This window comes from Streptomyces sp. NPDC005004 (genome assembly GCF_053600675.1).
Window position 1 is genome coordinate 19133 of the sequence record NZ_JBSGAH010000004.1, and the last position, 17085, is coordinate 36217.

The 17085-nt window shown below is 72.6% G+C and carries 14 protein-coding genes; 10 read left to right on the forward strand and 4 right to left on the reverse strand.

Going from position 1 to position 17085, the window contains the following annotated elements; translation table 11 throughout:
- Positions 1-194 precede the first annotated feature (194 nt).
- From ACWEEU_RS06270 to ACWEEU_RS06285, 4 genes are all read right to left on the reverse strand, one after another.
- Positions 195-1592: an FAD-dependent oxidoreductase gene (locus ACWEEU_RS06270; RefSeq protein ID WP_451729113.1), complete on the reverse strand. Its 1398-nt coding sequence runs from the start codon at positions 1590-1592 to the stop codon at positions 195-197.
- Positions 1585-2841, reverse strand: coding sequence for an MAB_1171c family putative transporter (locus tag ACWEEU_RS06275; RefSeq protein WP_451729115.1), 1257 nt, complete (start codon positions 2839-2841; stop codon positions 1585-1587). The genes ACWEEU_RS06270 and ACWEEU_RS06275 overlap by 8 nt, the downstream gene beginning before the upstream one ends.
- A complete protein-coding gene (locus ACWEEU_RS06280) occupies positions 2838-3428 on the reverse strand; it encodes a toxin (protein WP_451729119.1) in 591 nt (196 codons plus the stop codon). The genes ACWEEU_RS06275 and ACWEEU_RS06280 overlap by 4 nt, the downstream gene beginning before the upstream one ends.
- A gap of 216 nt (positions 3429-3644) precedes the next feature.
- Positions 3645-4256 (reverse strand): YqjF family protein, encoded by a 612-nt coding sequence (locus tag ACWEEU_RS06285; protein ID WP_451729749.1) that lies wholly within the window; start codon positions 4254-4256, stop codon positions 3645-3647.
- A 99-nt stretch (positions 4257-4355) separates the two neighbouring features.
- On the opposite strand from ACWEEU_RS06285, the gene ACWEEU_RS06290 reads away from it, so the two are divergent.
- The 10 genes from ACWEEU_RS06290 (at position 4356) to nrfD (ending at position 17025) form a co-directional block, all read left to right on the forward strand.
- Positions 4356-5372, forward strand: coding sequence for a permease (locus ACWEEU_RS06290; RefSeq protein WP_385741043.1), 1017 nt, complete (start codon positions 4356-4358; stop codon positions 5370-5372).
- Positions 5369-6082 carry a TIGR03943 family putative permease subunit gene (locus ACWEEU_RS06295; protein ID WP_385741046.1) on the forward strand — a complete coding sequence of 238 codons (714 nt, stop codon included), beginning with the start codon at positions 5369-5371 and terminating at the stop codon, positions 6080-6082. The genes ACWEEU_RS06290 and ACWEEU_RS06295 overlap by 4 nt, the downstream gene beginning before the upstream one ends.
- 45 nt (positions 6083-6127) lie before the next feature.
- Entirely contained in the window at positions 6128-6856 is a 729-nt protein-coding gene (locus ACWEEU_RS06300) for a DUF6193 family natural product biosynthesis protein (RefSeq protein ID WP_451729122.1), read from the forward strand.
- 146 nt (positions 6857-7002) lie between these two features.
- A complete protein-coding gene (locus ACWEEU_RS06305; RefSeq protein ID WP_451729125.1) occupies positions 7003-8151 on the forward strand; it encodes an acyl-CoA dehydrogenase family protein in 1149 nt (382 codons plus the stop codon).
- Positions 8151-9005, forward strand: a complete 855-nt coding sequence (locus ACWEEU_RS06310) for a phosphate/phosphite/phosphonate ABC transporter substrate-binding protein (RefSeq protein WP_451729128.1) — start codon at positions 8151-8153, stop codon at positions 9003-9005. Before ACWEEU_RS06305 ends, ACWEEU_RS06310 begins: the two co-directional genes overlap by 1 nt.
- Complete coding sequence (locus tag ACWEEU_RS06315) at positions 9002-10207, forward strand: ferritin-like domain-containing protein (RefSeq protein ID WP_451729131.1); 1206 nt, start codon at positions 9002-9004, stop codon at positions 10205-10207. Before ACWEEU_RS06310 ends, ACWEEU_RS06315 begins: the two co-directional genes overlap by 4 nt.
- Positions 10208-10217: 10 nt before the next feature.
- Complete coding sequence (locus ACWEEU_RS06320) at positions 10218-11420, forward strand: cysteine desulfurase family protein (RefSeq protein ID WP_451729134.1); 1203 nt, start codon at positions 10218-10220, stop codon at positions 11418-11420.
- A gap of 87 nt (positions 11421-11507) precedes the next feature.
- Positions 11508-14849 (forward strand): formate dehydrogenase, encoded by a 3342-nt coding sequence (fdh, locus tag ACWEEU_RS06325; protein WP_451729137.1) that lies wholly within the window; start codon positions 11508-11510, stop codon positions 14847-14849.
- Complete coding sequence (locus ACWEEU_RS06330; RefSeq protein ID WP_451729140.1) at positions 14846-15931, forward strand: 4Fe-4S dicluster domain-containing protein; 1086 nt, start codon at positions 14846-14848, stop codon at positions 15929-15931. The genes fdh and ACWEEU_RS06330 overlap by 4 nt, the downstream gene beginning before the upstream one ends.
- Positions 15928-17025 (forward strand): NrfD/PsrC family molybdoenzyme membrane anchor subunit, encoded by a 1098-nt coding sequence (gene nrfD, locus ACWEEU_RS06335; RefSeq protein ID WP_385741069.1) that lies wholly within the window; start codon positions 15928-15930, stop codon positions 17023-17025. The genes ACWEEU_RS06330 and nrfD overlap by 4 nt, the downstream gene beginning before the upstream one ends.
- Positions 17026-17085: the final 60 nt, after the last annotated feature.

A 17085-nucleotide genomic window follows, 5' to 3' on the forward strand; every position in this document is an offset into this window, starting at 1 on the left:
GAGGTGCGCGGCGGTGTGCGGAGGGTAGCGATCCACCCCGCCCGACCGGCCCGCCGGGCGTGCGTTTCGGCCGTCGGCGCGAAATCGGGCCAGGTCGCCGTGACGCGTTTCAGGGCGGTGGCGCCCGCGTGCGGGCGCCCGCGCGGTACCCGCGGAGCCGAAAAACAGCTACGTGACGATGCTCACACAAGGCTTCAGCCGGTGGCGGACTTGCGCTCCTCCTCGGTCAGCGGAGCCTCCGTGAGGAACGGCCGCCGGGGTCCGAACAGCATCGGTACCAGCATGTCGAGGGAGAAGAGACGGGTCGCGGGCTTCTCCAGGCTCATCACGTCGAGGAGCGCCCCGAGGGCGCGCGGATTGCGGGCGCCGGTGGCGACGGCACGGTCCACGAAGGCCGCCAGGGCGCGCTCGGCGCGGTTCGGCGGGCGGTCGCTCGCGCCCGGGTAGAACACGTCCTGCCCGATCGCCAGCTCCCACGCGGCGGCGACCGGGCGGGACACCGTCCGCTGGAGCCGCCGTCCGGTGCCGGGGCGGGCGAGACCGTGGGCGCCGATCAGCGCGCCGAGCGCGAGGGCGCTCTGGGCGGCCACCGTGATGCCGTGCCCGTAGACGGGGTTGTAGCCCGCCACGGCGTCCCCGGTCACCGTGAAACCGTCGGGCCACTCGCGCAGCTTCTCGAAGTAGCGGCGCCGGTTGGCCGTGCTGCGCGTGGTGACGATCTCCCCGAGCGGCTCGGCGTCGCGGATCAGCTCCCCGATGACCGGGTCACCCAGCCGCAAGGCGAACTCCGCGAACTCGTCCGGATCGGCGGTGGGTTCACCGCCTCGGGTGCCGGAGAGCGTGACGATCCAGCGGCCGTCCTCGACGGGCAGGATGATGCCGCCGCGCCCGGGGGACTTGGCCGGGTTGGCCTGGACGTTGACGAGCGGGAAGGGGATGTCCAGTGTCGCGGCGGGGGCGCGGTACAGCCGCGTGGCGTAGGCGACCCCGGCGTTCACCTCGCGCTCCGCGACCTCGGGGAGCCCCAACTCCCTCAGCCAGTGCGGAGCCCGGGAGCCCCGGCCCGAGGCGTCGACCACCAGATCGGCGGCCAGCGTCTCCTCGCCGTCCTGCCCCTCCGTGCGCACGCGGACGCCGTTGACACGTGCCGCCTCTCCCACGAGACCGAGGACCGAGGTGCCTTGACGCAACGTCAGACGCGGGTCGGCGAGGACGCGATCACGCAGTGCGGCGTCCAACAGGTCCCGCGAACACACCAGGTTGCGGTGATGGGTGGCCGTGAAGCGGCGGAACCAGACCTCGTTGGGGGCGCGGGAGACCATCTCGCCCATGATGGGCACCAGTCGCGCCCCCCGCTCGACCAGATCCTCCACGAACCCCGGCAGCAGCTCCCGGAACGCCAGCACCCCGCCCGACCAGACCAGATGCGCGTGGCGCGCCTGGGGAACGCCCCGGCGCGGCGCGGGCCCCGCGGGCAGGATGTCCCGCTCGACGACGGTCACGTCGGTGTGCTCGGCGAGTGCCGCCGCCGTGAGAAGGCCGCTGATACCGGCGCCGATGACGACAGCGGTGGGCCGGGGAACGTCAGACATGGGTGCTCATGCTTTCTTCGGGAATCACCCGTCGGCGGACGGGGTCGATGATCCGTGCGCGGTGGAACACACGGGAGATGGCCTCGATCTCGTCCTCGTCGCCACCGATCCGCACGGGGTCCGTGGGGCGCGCGGGGTCGGTGGGGCGCTTGGGGTCGGTGGGGCGCGCGGATTCGGCTCCCCGGCCCTCCGGGGCGCGCGAGGCCGGGGTGCGCGCCGCCGCGAGCGCCGCCCGCACCGTGACCGCACCGGCGACGCCCAGTGCCGTCCGCTCGTCGTGCCCGGCGCCGCGCGCCGCGTCGTACGACCGGTGCCACACGTCCTCGTCGAGGAGGGGCGCGAGGCGGAGCAGTCCGTCGTGGATGCGCTGGCGGCGCTGGAGCAGTCTGAGGTCGAGGGGCGCGAGGCGTCCGACGCGGGCCGGGGCGGTGGACGGTCCGACCGTGCGCAGGGCGGACTCCAGCGCGCGCAGCCGGTGGAAGCTGATCCGGTCGCGGGTCCACTTCTCCAGGAACGGTCCGGCCTGCGGCACGATGAACCCGATCCCGACCAGGGTGGCGTCCAGGATCGCGAAGGGCGGTGCCAGCCGGGTCGACAGCCAGTCCCAGTCGGTGCCGGTCCAGCGCGCCCCCACGGCGGCGAACTTCGCGATGTCGAAGACCAGCCCGAAGGCGTAGCCGGCCTGGAGGAACACCAGTCCGGCCTTGAGCCAGGTGTCGCGCACCCGGGAGAGCCAGGTCCGGATCAGGTAGGCGGCGACGAGCGCGGACACCATGTGCGCGAGGAGATAGAGCAGGATGTGCCAGCGCATCCAGGGTTCGCAGGCGTAGTAGGTGTCCAGGTCGTGGACGCGTTCGGACGGCACGTCCGCGAGCAGGAAGGTGATCCACAGCGCGACGACGGTCCCGGTGTAGATCAGCCAGATGCGTCGGATGGCACGGCTGCGGCGCGGGGACGGTTCGTCCCGCCAGGTGACGACCATCGCCAGGCAGGAGCCGCAGAACGCGGTCAGCAGCGAATACACCCAGGGCGCCGCGATGTTGGGCACGCCGGTCGCGGTGTTGATCCCGTGGATGCCGGCCGGGGAGACCGAGACGAACACGGCGACACCCTGCAGCAGGAGCAGCGTCGTCGCGCGGACGTCCGGGTCCTTCCAGGCGCGGACGAACGTCGGGGTCTTCAGCGCCAGCGCCAGCGCCAGGAGCACGGCGGGCAGGGCGTAAGGGAGATGGGGGACCGTCGGGGTCATCTCGGCAACTGTCCGCCCCGGTTGAGGAGGGACAGCCTGATCCGGCCCTCCAGGGTCGCGGAGTTGACCGGGCCCCGGGCGTAGCGGCCGGGTATCCAGGTCCGTAACTCCCGTCCGAAGAGCAGCCCGAACGTCTCCGCGTCCCGCTCGTGCCGGTCGGCCGATCCGGCGCGGGCGGCGACGGCGGGCAGCGTCTCGCGGGGGACCTCGCGCGCGGCGAGGATCCGCGCGGCCGTCCGTCGTACGGCCTCGGCTGCCCGCGCGGGATCGAGGGAACCGGCGGCGCGGTGCCCGTGCTCGCCCTGTTCCTCGTGCCACAACTCATGTCCGAGGATGACGAGTTGGGACTCCGGCGGGGTGCGTTCCTCCACCACGACGATGGACCGGTCGCCGCAGTCGAGCCGCAGCCCGGACGCCGGGACGTCCTCGGGGAAGGACCGGAAGACGAGGTCGATCGGACGCCCGCGACGCTTGCTCATGGCCGCGCAGAACGCGCCCATGACCACGCGCGGCTCGGCCGGCGGGGTGAGCGTCCTGGACGCCTCGGCCACCAGCCCGGCCAGCAGTGACTTCATCGCCCTGGTCATCGTCGGTTGTCTCCCTCGTCGGACCCGACCATCCGGACCACAGGTGTCGGCGGGGGCGCGCCGCCTCGCGACGGCGGGTGAGGTGCGGTGCGCGCGTGTGGTGCGCATGACAGCCTATGCGGGGGCGGTGCACCGATCAACGACGGCCTGTTCCCCGGCTCCCCACGGCACGCCTCGGCGCCGGACCCGCCGGCATCCGCCGTCGCCACGGCCTGGTCAGCGACCGCCGCCCCACACCGGCCGTGCCGCGCCCAGCCGTACGTCCCGCACCGGCCGTGAGTAGTGCACGACGGGCTCGCCGAGCGGCGCGGGCAGGCCCGCCGCGGCCGTCAGGTTCTCCTCCAGCGCCTCGACGCGCGCGGAGTTCAACGGCCACGGCTCGTGCTCCACCGGGCTGGCCCACACCAGGCCCGCGCGGCGCGTGTACGCCCGCCAGCGCGAGACCAGCCAGTGGTCGCGCTCCGTCGGCTCGACGGGATCGCCGGGCCGGACGACCAGCCGATAGAAGACGCCGCCGGTCCGGCGCGAGCCGGCGTAGACGACGGTGTCCCCGTGCCTGCGCAGCTCCACGCTCCCCGGGTGGTACGGCGCCCCGATGGCGCGCGCCGCACACAGCGCCGGGCAGCCGACCTCGACGGAGAACAGCCACAGCCCGTCCCGGCCGCCGCGGTGCCGGACGTAGGTGCGCAGATTGGTCTGCGGGAAGTCCGGGAGCGCGGGCAGAGCCGAGGGCATCCCCAGCAGGCGCACCTCCGTCATGAGGAGCGGGGTGAGCGACACCCAGGCCGTCCCCTCGTAGCAGTCGACGGTCAACTCCTCGGGCAGCAGGGCCCGGCGGGAGCCGGGGAAACCGGCGCGTGAGACGTCTTACCTTCGGTCGCTATGTTGAGCCGATCGTATGAGGAATGGCTGACGGGTCGGGGCGGGATGCAGCAGACGCAGGAACGGGTCCAGGAGACAGCCGCGCCGCCGGAACCCGCCGCACCGGGCCCGCTGCGCAACAAACCCCTCCTCTTCCTGGGCGCGGCCGTGCTGCCCGGCACGCTGGTCTTCCTCGTCGGGCGGTGGGGTGACGCGCCGGCCGTCCAGGCGTGGCGGACCGTCGCGCTCGCCGTGGTCCTCCAGGCGACGCCGTTCATGCTGCTCGGCACCGCGCTTTCGGGGGCCATCAACGCGTTCGTCCCGGCCTCCGTCTTCACCCGGCTGCTGCCGAGACGAGCCGCCCTCGCGGTGCCGGTCGCCGGGATCGCGGGCGTGGCGCTGCCCGGCTGCGAGTGCGCGTCGGTGCCGGTCGCCAACAGCCTGATCGGGCGCGGGGTCGAGCCCGCCGCCGCGTTCGCCTTCCTGCTCTCCGCGCCCGCCGTCAACCCGGTCGTGCTGACCGCCACCGCCGTGGCCTTCCCCGGGCAGCCGGTGATGGTGGCGGCGCGCCTGGTGACCTCGCTCCTCGTCTCCGCCCTGATGGGCTGGCTGTGGCTGTGGCGGGGCAAGTCGGAGTGGCTGCGCCCCACTTCCCGGCACACCGGACACCATCACGGGCACAGCCGCTGGGCGGAGTTCCGCGCGGGCGTCCAGCACGACTTCCTGCACGCGGGCGGCTTCCTGGTCGTCGGCGCGCTCGCGGCGGCCACCTTCAACGTCGCCGTACCGCCCTCCCTGCTCGACGCGTTCACCGGCTCCGCGTGGCTGGCGGTGCCGTTCCTCGCCGGACTGGCCGTGCTGCTCGCGGTCTGCTCCGAGGCCGACGCCTTCGTGGCCGCGTCGCTGACCGGCTTCTCACCGGTCGCCCGGCTGACCTTCATGGTGGTCGGGCCCATGGTCGACCTGAAGCTGATCGCCCTCCAGGCGGGCACGTTCGGGCGCGCCTTCGCGCTCCGCTTCTCCACGGCCACGGTGATCGTGGCCGTCCTGTGCAGCGCGCTGATCGGAGGAGTACTGCTGTGAAACGGCCCGTCCAGGCGGCCCTGCTCCTTCTTAGCGGCCTCGGCCTGCTCCAGGCCGCCCTCTTCTCCGACCTGTATCTGCGGTACGTCAAGGCGGGGATGCGGCCCCTCCTGATCGCCTCCGGCGTCATCCTGCTGATCCTCGGGGCGACCCAGGCGTGGACGGCGTTCCGCAGCGCCCCGCACGCGGGCGAACACCCGCCGCCGCGCGTCGCCTGGCTCCTCTTCCTGCCCGCCCTGAGCCTCCTCCTCTACGCCCCGCCCTCCCTCGGCGCCTACACCGCCGCCCGCGAGACACCCCGCGCGACCGCCGCCGACACCTCCGACGCGGCGTTCGACCCGCTCCCCGCGACCTCCCCGCTGCCCCTCACCCTCGGCGACTTCACCCACCGGGTGCGGCAGGACCGCACCAAGGCGATCGGGAAGCGCACCGTCCTGATGACCGGCTTCGCCACCCCCGCCGCCAAGGGCGACGGCTGGGACCTGACCCGGCTCATCATCAACTGCTGCGCAGCGGACGCCCAGTCGGTCAAGGTCCGTATGTACGGCCACCCTTCGCCGAAGCCCGACACCTGGGTCACCGTCACCGGCAGCTGGCACCCGCACGGCCACCTCGGCACCGCCTCCGCCGAAGTCGCCCTGGACGTACGCACCTTGAAGAAGGTCCGGCGCCCGACCAACAGCTACATGGACGCCCTGCTGCCCGGCTGACCCGGTCGTACGGCTCTGGTCGTACGACCGGGTCATACTGCGGGGATGAATCCCGACCCGTATCCCGAACCGGCCGCCGAGGGCGGCCTCGTGGCGGCGCTGGAGCAGGAGGCGGTCCGGCTCGGACTCGATCTCACGGTGCTGCCTCACGGCGGCGCGCCGCGCACCTCGGCGCTCATACCCTCCGCCGTCCCCGAGCGCGATCCACTCGGTGTGCACATCATGGGGTCCCAGAACGGTCTCATCCACGTCGCGGGAGGGAGCCAGGGCATCTCGCTCGTCAGCGGCTGGGCAGCAGACCTGTCGGACGTGGTCCGGGCCGGTGCCGCCTGGAACCGGGGTGCGAGCCTGCGCGAGATCCGCGCCGAAGCGCCCTTCCTGAGCTACGACGAACACGCCGAGGCCCATGAACGCGGGCCCGCCGCCCTGGTCGCACACCAGTGGCGGGAAATGCGCCGCAAGGCCGCCGGGGCGCCGGACTTCACCGCCTTCGCCGCCCTCGTGGAGGCGGCCCACGCCGAACCCCGGCTGCGGCAGCTCTACGTCTTCTCCAGCCACTGGACGCTCGGGTTCAGCTCCTGCACCGGATTCCCCTTCCGGGTCGAGATCGCGATAGACCCGCCGGTCAAGGGCGAGCCGTACCGCGTGATGAGGCGTCCGCTCAGAGCCGCCCTCGGCGAGGCCGCCACGGCCGAGGAGGCCGTCGCCCTCGCGGTGTCCCACCTTCGCGCCGACATCGGCCCGGCCGTCTCGGGCACCGCCCGGCAGGACTGAAGCAGGGGGCTCAACCGGCCGATATCGAACGCGATTTCACGCCTTCACCCCCGCCGGTGAAGCCGTTTCCGGTTGCGCGGGGGCTGCTGCTTGACTGCCCGGTGACAGGGAGTATTCGGGCGCTAACCCCCCAAGGTGCGGCAATCATGCAGACGACGCAATCCCCGTACATCCGAACCGAGGACTTCGAGGCCGTGCTCCGCGACGTCGTCGCGCCTCTGGCCGACGAGGTGGACCGCGCGGGGCGCTTCCCGGGCGAGGGCATCCGGGCGCTCGGTGAGGCCGGGCTGCTCGGGCTGCTCAGCTCGCGGGAGAGCGGAGGGGCGGGCGCGGGGCTGCGCGAGGCGGCGCAGGTGATCGAGCGGCTCGCGGGCGCCTGCGGTTCCACCGCGATGGTGCTGCTCATGCACTACGCGGCCGTCACCGTCCTCGACCGGTACGCCCCCGAGGACGTCCGCCGCGAGATCGCCTCCGGCGGTCACCTGAGCAGCCTCGCCTTCTCCGAGCGCGGCTCGCGCAGCCACTTCTGGGCCCCCGTCGGCACCGCCACCCCCGACGGCGCCGACACCGTGCTCCTGGACGCGCGGAAGTCCTGGATCACCTCGGCCGGAGAGGCCGACAGCTACGTCTGGTCCAGCAAGCCGCTGGAGGCCGAGGGCGTGATGTCGCTGTGGCTCGTCCCCAGCGACAGCACGGGACTCGACGTGCGCGGCCCCTACGACGGGTTCGGGCTGCGCGGCAACGCCTCAAGCCCCGTCTCCGCGAAGTCCGTCGCCGTCCCCCGCGCCGCGCTGCTCGGCACCGACGGCGAGGGACTGGGCACCGCCCTCGAAGTGGTGCTGCCCTGCTTCCTGGTGCTCAGCGCCGCCTTCTCGCTCGGTGTGACCGAGGCCCTGCTGAACCTCACCGCCACCCACCTGCGCGAGACCCGCCTCGTCCACCTCGACCAGACGCTGGCCGAACAGCCGATCGCCCGCAACCAGTACGCCGCGCTGCGGCTGCGCGCCGACGCGCTGCGCGCGATGCTGGAAGCGACACTGACCGCCGTGGAGAACGGAAGCCCGGAGGCCACCCTGCGAGTCCTCCAGATCAAGGCCCTCGCCGCCGAGACCGCCGCCGAGGTGGCCGACGGCACCATGCGCCTGTGCGGAGGCGCCGCCTTCCGCCGCGAGACCGGTGTCGAACGACGCTTCCGCGACGCCCTCGCCGCCCGCGTGATGGCCCCGACCACCGAGGCGCTGCACGACTTCTGCGGACGCGCCGAGCTGGGCCTGCCGCTCTTCGGGGAGGCGTGATGACCGAGCTGCTCCTCGGCGCCGTCGCCTACGACCCCAAGGTCGTCACCATCTGGTCCGGCTTCCGGGACTGGCTGCGAGAGCAGGGCCTGCCCTTCGACTTCGTGCTCTACGCCCACTACGAACGTCAGGCGCAGGACCTGGTCGACGGCCGCGTCGACGCCGCCTGGCACTCCCCGCTGGCGTGGCTGCGCACCCGCCGTCTGGCCGACGCGCAGGACACCCACGTGCGCGCGCTTCTCATGCGCGACACCGACCGCGATCTGACCTCCGTCGTGGTGGTCCGCGCCGACGGCGCCGTCCGCGAGCCCGCCGACCTCAAGGACAGGACCGTCGCCGTCGGCGCCGTCGACTCCCCGCAGTCCACCCTCATCCCGCTGCACCACCTCGCCGGTCTCGGCCTGGAGCCGGGCACCGACTTCGAGGTGCGCCGCCACGACACCGGCGTCGGCCTGCACGGCGACCACATCGGCGGCGAACGGGACGCGGCCCGCGCCCTGATGGCCGGGGAGGTGGACGCCGCCTGCATGATCGACGCCAACCATCTGCTGTTCGGCCAGGAGGGCACCCTGCCGCCCGGCGGCACCCGGCTGCTCACCCAGACCGCGCCCTACGACCACTGCGTCCTGGCCGCCGGACCCTCCCTCGACCCGGAACTGGCCGACCGGTTCACGCAGTTGCTGCTCTCCATGTCGTACAGCGACCCCGAGGTGCGCCGCCTGCTCGACCTGGAGGGGCTCACCCGGTGGGTGGCCGCCCGCGAGACCGGGTTCGGGCAGCTCACCGCCGCCGTCGACGCGAGCGGCTTCTACGACCCGGGCGGCCGGATCACCGCCGCCGACTACCGGCCATGACCACCGGCACGGCCCCGGCCGACCTCGGCGCCCTCGGCTTCGAGCAGGGCGCGCGGCTGCTGCTGACCCGCGTCCTGCGCCGGGTGCCGCCCGGTACCACCGTCGAGATCACCGGGACCGACCCGGCACTCCTGCCCCACCTCACGGCCTGGTGCCGTCACGAGGGGCACGAGCTTGAGCGGGCCGACCCGCGCGAGGCCCCGGTCGTCGCGCGGGTCCGCCCGGGGCCCGCCGCGAGCGCCCGCCTCCACGGCGCGGAACGCGCGGGCGGCCCCGCAGGCACCGAGATCGCCGAGCGGGCACCACTGCACTGGGGCCTCGCCGCGCGCGGCGCCCTGGTGGAGGCGGGCGGCCCCGAGATCCCCTTCGCGGTGGCCGACCGCGACGTGGCCTGGACCGAGCTGGCCCCCCGGCTCTACCGCCAGGCCACCGCCTCCCAGTGGAACCCCGAGGCGGCCGTCGACTGGGACGCCGAGTTCACCCTGCCCGACGAGATCGAGGGCGCCGTCGTCCAGGTCATGACGTATCTCGTGGAGAACGAGCAGGCCGCCCTGGTCATCCCCGGCCGACTCCTCGTCCAGGTCCACCCGCACTTCCGCGAGGTGCTGCAACTGCTCGCCGTACAGGCCGCCGACGAGGCCCGGCACGTGGAGGTCTTCACCCGGCGGGCCCTGCTCAAGGGCGGCGAGATGGGCACCTCCTCGGTCGGCGGCCGCGCCTCGCTGGCCACCCTGCTCACCGAGCCCGACTTCTCCATCGCCTCCTTCCTCCTCTCCGTCCTCGGCGAGGGCAGCTTCCTCAACCTCCTGTCCTTCCTGGAACACCACGCCCCCGACCCCGTCACCCGCCGCATCAGCCACCTGGTGCGCACCGACGAGGCCCGACACGTCGCCTTCGGCGTCGGTCACCTCGAACACCGGGCCGGAGTCGACCCGCTGCTGCACGGCCGGCTGCGCGCCGCCGTCGAGCGACGGCACGACGCGCTGATCGGCACCGCCGGGCTCAACCAGGACGTCTTCGACTCCCTGGTCCTGCTCGCCGCCGGATCCTGGGAGCCCGAGGACATCGCCCGGGGCTGGCAGGCAGTGGGGGAACTCCAGAAGGACATGGACGAGGGCCGCCGCCACCGGCTCGCCCGGCTCGGCTTCCCCGACGACGAGGCCGCCGCCCTGTCCGCACTGCACACCCGCAACTTCATGTGAGGCCCCCGCCGTGAACGGACCGTACGTCGCCCCGCCCGATCCGACCCGCGACGGCGCACGTGTCGTCTACCTCGACCACAACGCCACCACCCCCGTCGACCCCCGCGTGGTCGACGCGATGCTGCCGTTCCTCGCCGGCGGCTTCGGCAACCCCTCCAGCGGGCACGCCTACGCCGCCGCACCCCGCCACGCGCTGGCCCGCGCCCGCCGCCAGGTCGCCGCGCTCGTGGGCGCCGACCCGGCGGAGATCGTCTTCACCGGCTCCGGGTCCGAGGCCAACAACCTCGCTCTGCGCGGCGCCGTGCTCGCCGCTCCCGAGGGCCGGCGGCGGGTGATCACCCAGGTCACCGAGCATCCCTCCGTCCTGGAGACCTGCCAGGCCCTGCACCGCCTCGACGGCGTCGAGGTGACGTGCCTGCCGGTCGACGCGCGCGGCCTGGTCGACCCCGCCGACCTCGCCGCCGCGCTGGACGACCGCACCGCCGTCGTCTCCGTCATGGCCGCCAACAACGAGACCGGCACCCTCCAGCCCGTCGCCGACCTCGCCCGCCTCGCCCACGACCACGGCGCCCTCTTCCACTGCGACGCCGCCCAGGCCGCGGGCAAGGTGCCGCTCGACATCGGAGCCCTCGGCGCCGACCTCCTCACCGTCGTCGGCCACAAGATGTACGCCCCGAAGGGCGTCGCCGCCCTCCGCGTGCGCACCGGCATCCGTCTGGAGCCCGTGGTGTACGGCGGCGGCCAGGAGCGCGGGCTGCGCGCGGGCACCGAGAACGTCGCCCTCGCCGTCGCCCTCGGCACCGCCGCCGACCTCGCCGCCTCGGAGCTGGCCGCGGGCGAGGCACGGCTCCTCGCGGACCTGCGCGACCGCTTGCACCGGGCGCTGGAGCTGGCCCTGCCCGGCCGGGTCCGCCTCAACGGCTGCGAGCGGCGGCTGCCCGGCACCCTCAACATCGGCGTCGAGGGCACCACGGGACACGAGCTGCTCGCCGCCGCGCCCGGTCTCGCCGCCTCCACCGGGTCCGCCTGCCACAGCGGCGCCCACACCCCCTCGCCCGTGCTGAGCGCCATGGGCTTCGACGACACCCGCGCCCTGGGCGCCGTACGCCTCTCGCTCGGCCGCTGGACGAGTGCCGAGGACGTCGACCGGGCGGCCGCGATCCTGGCCGACGCCGCCCGCGCACTCACCACCGCCCGGTCCGTCGCCCTCTGACCTGCGCGTTCCCCAGAACTTGCGACCCGGTCCCCAGCCGGTAGCGTCGACATGAGGCGATGCCCCTTTGCGCGAAGGAGTGGGCGGATGGTCGTCAAACGGTTGCTGGACATGTGGCCGGTGTACCGGCAGATCACCGGAGCCGACTGGCTGGGGCGAGGCAGGGCCGTCCAGTCGAAGCGGTCCCGCACGCTCAAGCCGCGCGTCGAGGAGGCGGACCGGGTCGTGCACTCGGTCTGCCCCTACTGCGCGGTGGGCTGCTCGCAGAACGTCTTCGTGAAGGACGAGAAGGTCATCCAGATCGAGGGCAACCCGGACAGCCCGGTCAACCGGGGACGCCTGTGCCCCAAGGGCTCGTGCAGCAAGCAGCTCGTCACCGGGCCGCAGCGTGAGAACCACGTGCTCTACCGGCCGCCGTACGGCACCGAGTGGGAGCGCATGGACCTGGACACGGCCATGGACATGGTGGCCGACCGGGTCCTGGACGCGCGGCGCAGGGGCTGGCAGGACACCGACGACCAGGGCAGGGTGCTCCGCCGCACCCTGGGCTTCGCGGGTCTGGGCGGCGCGGCGCTGGACAACGAGGAGAACTACCTGATCAAGAAGTTGTTCACCGCCCTCGGAGCCATCCAGATCGAGAACCAGGCCCGTATTTGACACTCCGCCACGGTTCCCGGTCTGGGAACCTCGATCGGACGCGGCGGTGCCACCAACTACCCTGAGGACCTGGTCAATTCGGACTGCATCATCCTGATGGGCTCCAACATGGCCGAAGCCCATCCGGTGGCCTTCCAGTGGGTCACCGAGGCCAAGGTGCGCGGCACGAGGATCATCCACATCGACCCCCGCTTCACCCGCACCAGCGCTCACGCCAACCAGCACGTGCGGATCAGGGTGGGCAGCGACATCGCCTTCCTCGGCGGAGTGGTCAACTACATCCTCTCCAACGACCTGCACTTCAAGGAGTACGTGCAGGCGTACACCAACGCCCCGTTCCTCGTGAACGAGAACTTCCAGGACACCGAGGACCTGGACGGCCTCTTCAGCGGCTACGACCCCGAGACCGGCAGCTACGACAGCTCCAGCTGGGCGTACGAGACCCTCGAGGAGGGTACCGACGGACGCCAGGGCAGCACGCTCATCTCCGCCACCCCCGCACAGGCGAAGGGCGGTCACGAGCCGCCCCCGCGTCCGCCCGGCACGATCGCGACCGACCCCACCATGACGCACCCGCGCTGCGTGCTCCAGATCCTCAAGCGGCACTACGCCCGGTACACACCGGAGATGGTCGAGCGGGTCTGCGGCATCACCCGGCAGCAGTTCCTGGACGTCTGCCGCGCCTGGACCGAGAACTCGGGCCGCGAGAAGACCACCGCGCTCATCTACAGCGTCGGCTGGACCCAGCACACCGTCGGCGCCCAGTACATCCGGGCCGGTTCCATCGTCCAGATGCTGCTCGGCAACCTCGGGCGGCCCGGCAGCGGCATCCTCGCCCTGCGCGGTCACGCCAGCATCCAGGGCTCCACGGACATCCCGACCCTGTACAACCTGCTGCCCGGCTACATGCCGATGCCCAACGTCACCCACCACACGCTGGACAGGTTCGTGGAGGACGTGCGGCACGTCTACCGCAAGGGCTACTGGTGGAACGCCGACGCCTACATGGTCTCCCTGCTGAAGGAGTACTGGGGCGACGCGGCCACCCCGGAGAACGACTTCTGCTACGACTACCTGCCCCGCATCGACGGCGACCACGGCACGTACCAGACGACCATGGACATGATCGCCGGCAAGGTCTACGGCTACTTCCTGATGGGGCAGAACCCCGCCGTCGGCTCGGCGAACGGGCAGCTCCAGCGCCTTGGCCTGGCCAATCTGGAGTGGCTGGTCGTCCGCGACCTCGCGATGATCGAGAGCGCGACCGTCTGGCGGGACGCCCCGGAGATCGAGCGCGGCGAGATCTCCACCGAGAAGTGCCCCACCGAGGTCTTCTTCTTCCCCGCCGCGTCGCACGTGGAGAAGTGCGGCACCTTCACCCAGACCCAGCGCATGGTCCAGTGGCGTGACGTGGCCGTCGAACCCGTCGACGACCGTCGCTCCGACCTGTGGTTCTTCTACCACCTCGGCCGGATCGTCCGGGAGAAGCTCCGGCACTCCGAGGACGAGCGCGACCGTCCGGTCCTGGACATGGCCTGGGACTACGAGATGGAGGAGGGCGACGAGCCCTCGGCCGCGGACGTCCTGCGCCACATCAACGGCATCGACCTGAAGACCGGTCGTACGCTGAGCAGTTACGAGTACCTCAAGAACGACGGCTCCACGGCCTGTGGCTGCTGGATCTACACCGGCGTCTACGCGGACGAGACCAACCTGGCACGCCGGCGCAACTCCCGCTTCGAGCACCCGATCTCGGAGGGCGAATGGGCCTTCGTCTGGCCGCTGAACCGGCGGATCCTCTACAACCGGGCGTCCGCCGACCCCGAGGGCCGTCCGTGGAGCGCCCGCAAGGCCCTGGTCTGGTGGGACGAGGACAAGCAGGAGTGGATCGGCGGCGACAAGCCCGACTTCCAGCGGCACAAGCCACCGGGCTTCCGGCCCGGGCCGGACGCGCACGGTCCGGAGGCACTCTCCGGCGACGACGCCTTCATCATGATGGGCGACGGCAAGGCGGCGCTGTACACGCCGACCGGCCTGGTGGACGGGCCGCTGCCCACCCACTACGAGCCGGAGGAGTCGCCCGTCCGCAACCCCCTGTACGGGCAGCAGTCCAACCCGACGCGGACGATCTACAAGAAGACCTTCAACCCCTACAACCCCTCGCCGCCCCAGCCGCACGAGGAGGTGTTCCCGTACGTGTTCACCGCCTCGCGGTACACCGAACACCACACGGCCGGCGCGATGAGCCGCACGCTGCCCTACCTCTCGGAGCTGCAACCCGGCCTCACCGTCGAGGTGTCGCCGGAGCTGGCCGCCGAGCGGGGACTGCACCACATGGGCTGGGCCCACGTGATCACCAGCCGCACCGCCGTGGAGGCCAGGGTGGTCGTCACCGACCGGCTGGCGCCGCTGAAGCTCGACGGCCGCACGGTGCACCAGATGTGGATGCCCATCCACTGGGGCAACCTCGGCATCACCACCGGTGACGTGACCAACGACCTGATCGGCGTCGTGCTCGACTCCAACGTGCTGATCCAGGAGAGCAAGGTCATGACCTGCGACATCCAGCCCGGCAGGCGCCCCCGCGGCCGCGAACTCCTCGCTTACGTCGAGGAGTACCGGCGCCGCGCCGGGGTCACCCTGGACACCGGCACCCACGAGCTGACGGTCGACTACCCCGAGTCCGGCATGTCGTCGCACGCACCGGACGGACAGCAGCCGGGCCAGGGCGGCACCGCCGCGCCGGGCTACGGACCGGAGGCACCCTCATGAGCACGGACATGGACCACACGGCCAAGGACCAGGCCGGAGGCACCGCCGGGCAGCCGGAGGAGGGCTGGGACAACAGCTTCTTCGGCCCGCTGGCCGACCCCGCCAAAGACGCCGGCTACCCCGACGACCACCCGCCGCGGATGGGGTTCTTCACCGACACCTCCATCTGCATCGGCTGCAAGGCCTGCGAGGTGGCCTGCAAGGAGTGGAACGCCGTCCCGGCCGACGGCTTCGAGCTGACCGGCATGTCCTACGACAACACCGGCTCGCTCGGCGCCAGCAGTTGGCGGCACGTCGCCTTCATCGAGCAGGACCTCCGACTCGGCGACCAGGACTCCGGTCTGGTCGGGCTGCCCACCGGCCCCTCCGGCACCGAGACGGCCGCCGAGACCGTCGCGGGCGCGCTGCGCAAGGGACACCGCGCGGGCGGCGAACTCGGCACCGAACCCGTCGACCTGGGCTTCCCCAGCTTCGACCTGCCCGGCGCCGGGAGCGGCGAGGAGACCCGGCAGGACTTCCGCTGGCTGATGTCCTCCGACGTGTGCAAACACTGCACCCACGCCGGCTGCCTCGACGTCTGCCCGACCGGCGCGCTCTTCCGCACCGAGTTCGGCACCGTCGTCGTCCAGCCCGACATCTGCAACGGCTGCGCGTACTGCGTCTCGGCCTGCCCCTACGGCGTCATCGACCGGCGCCCCGACGACGGCCGCGCCTGGAAGTGCACCCTGTGCTACGACCGGCTCAAGGGCGGCCTCGAACCCGCCTGCGCCAAGGCGTGCCCCACCGACTCCATCCAGTTCGGCGAGCTGGACGAGCTGCGCGAGCGCGCCGACCACCGCCTGGCCCAGCTCCAGGACGCGGGCGTGAAGTCCGCCCAGCTCTACGGCCGCGACCCCGAGGACGGAGTCGGCGGCGACGGCGCCTTCTTCCTGCTCCTCGACGAGCCCGAGGTCTACGGACTGCCGCCGGACCCGGTCGTCACCACGCGGGACGTGGGATCCATGTGGAAGCACGCCGGAGTGGCAGGCGCGCTCATGGTGGCCGCGACCGCCGCCGTGTTCTTCAAGGGAGGACGTCGATGACCGCGCACGTGTCCGGCGACGGCGGCAGGCACGCGGCCGGCAACGGCGGCCGGAAACGGAAGAAGAGGCACGGCGGCGAGGAGTCGATGGTCCCCGACGCCGACTTCAAGTCGTACTACGGCCGCCCCGTGCTCAAACCCCCGGTGTGGGAGTGGATGGTCCCCGCCTACCTCCTCACCGGCGGACTCTCGGCGGGCGCCACCCTGCTCTCCGTGGGCGCCGACCTGACCAACCGGCCCGCGCTGTGCCGCTCCTGCCGCATCGGCGGCTTCGGTGCCCTGCTCGCCTCCAGCTACCTCCTCATCGGCGACCTCGGCCGCCCCCTGCGCTTCCACCACATGATGCGCGTGGCCAAGCCGACCTCCCCGATGTCCATGGGCACCTGGATCCTCATGTCCTACGGCCCGGGCAGTTCCCTGGCCGGCATGGTCGAGTGCCTGCCGAGGTCCTGGCGCACCCACAGCCGCTACGGCCCCCTGCTGAAGTGGGCCGCCCGGCTGAGCGGCATGTCCGCCGCCGTGGTCGCGCCCGCGCTCGCGTCCTACACGGCCGTCCTCCTCGCCGACACCGCCGTACCCGCCTGGCACGAGGCGTACCGGGAGATGCCGTTCGTCTTCACCGGCTCCGCCGCCGCCAGCGCCGCGGGGCTCGCGCTCGCCACGACACCGCTCCAGGAGGCGGGACCCGCCCGCAAACTGGCCGTCCTCGGCGCGGCGATCGAGATCACCGCCGCCCGCCTCATCGACCGCAAGCCCGACTTCGAGACCTCCACGTTCACCCACGGCGAGGCGCACCACCTGCGCCAGACGTCGGAGCGCCTCACCCTCGCCGGCACGCTCCTCGCCGTCACCCTCGCCCGGCGCAGCCGCGTCGCCGCGGTGCTCGGCGGACTCGCCCTCGTCGCGGGCAGCGGCTTCCAGCGCTTCGGCACCTTCGAGGCGGGCGTGGAGTCCACCAAGGACCCGATCTACGTGGTGAAGCCGCAGCGCGAACGCCTCGACGCCCGCCGCGCGGAACAGGAGAGGCAGCGGCGGGAGGAAGAGGAGCGGGCCCGGACGCAGGAGCACCAGGGGGAGCAGCGGGGCGGGCAGTGATCGGCGCGTGTCACACCGGCCGGTGACCAGTACCGGCCGGTGTGGCGCGGGTGCTCCCGG

Bases quoted from the DNA above. Each gene is read 5' to 3' on its own strand.
- ACWEEU_RS06270 (WP_451729113.1), bottom strand. From the start codon at position 1,592: ATGTCTGACGTTCCCCGGCCCACCGCTGTCGTCATCGGCGCCGGTATC.
- ACWEEU_RS06275 (WP_451729115.1), bottom strand. From the start codon at position 2,841: ATGACCCCGACGGTCCCCCATCTCCCTTACGCCCTGCCCGCCGTGCTC.
- ACWEEU_RS06280 (WP_451729119.1), bottom strand. From the start codon at position 3,428: ATGACCAGGGCGATGAAGTCACTGCTGGCCGGGCTGGTGGCCGAGGCG.
- ACWEEU_RS06290 (WP_385741043.1), top strand. From the start codon at position 4,356: ATGCAGCAGACGCAGGAACGGGTCCAGGAGACAGCCGCGCCGCCGGAA.
- ACWEEU_RS06300 (WP_451729122.1), top strand. From the start codon at position 6,128: ATGAATCCCGACCCGTATCCCGAACCGGCCGCCGAGGGCGGCCTCGTG.
- ACWEEU_RS06305 (WP_451729125.1), top strand. From the start codon at position 7,003: ATGCAGACGACGCAATCCCCGTACATCCGAACCGAGGACTTCGAGGCC.
- ACWEEU_RS06310 (WP_451729128.1), top strand. From the start codon at position 8,151: ATGACCGAGCTGCTCCTCGGCGCCGTCGCCTACGACCCCAAGGTCGTC.
- ACWEEU_RS06315 (WP_451729131.1), top strand. From the start codon at position 9,002: ATGACCACCGGCACGGCCCCGGCCGACCTCGGCGCCCTCGGCTTCGAG.
- ACWEEU_RS06330 (WP_451729140.1), top strand. From the start codon at position 14,846: ATGAGCACGGACATGGACCACACGGCCAAGGACCAGGCCGGAGGCACC.
- nrfD (WP_385741069.1), top strand. From the start codon at position 15,928: ATGACCGCGCACGTGTCCGGCGACGGCGGCAGGCACGCGGCCGGCAAC.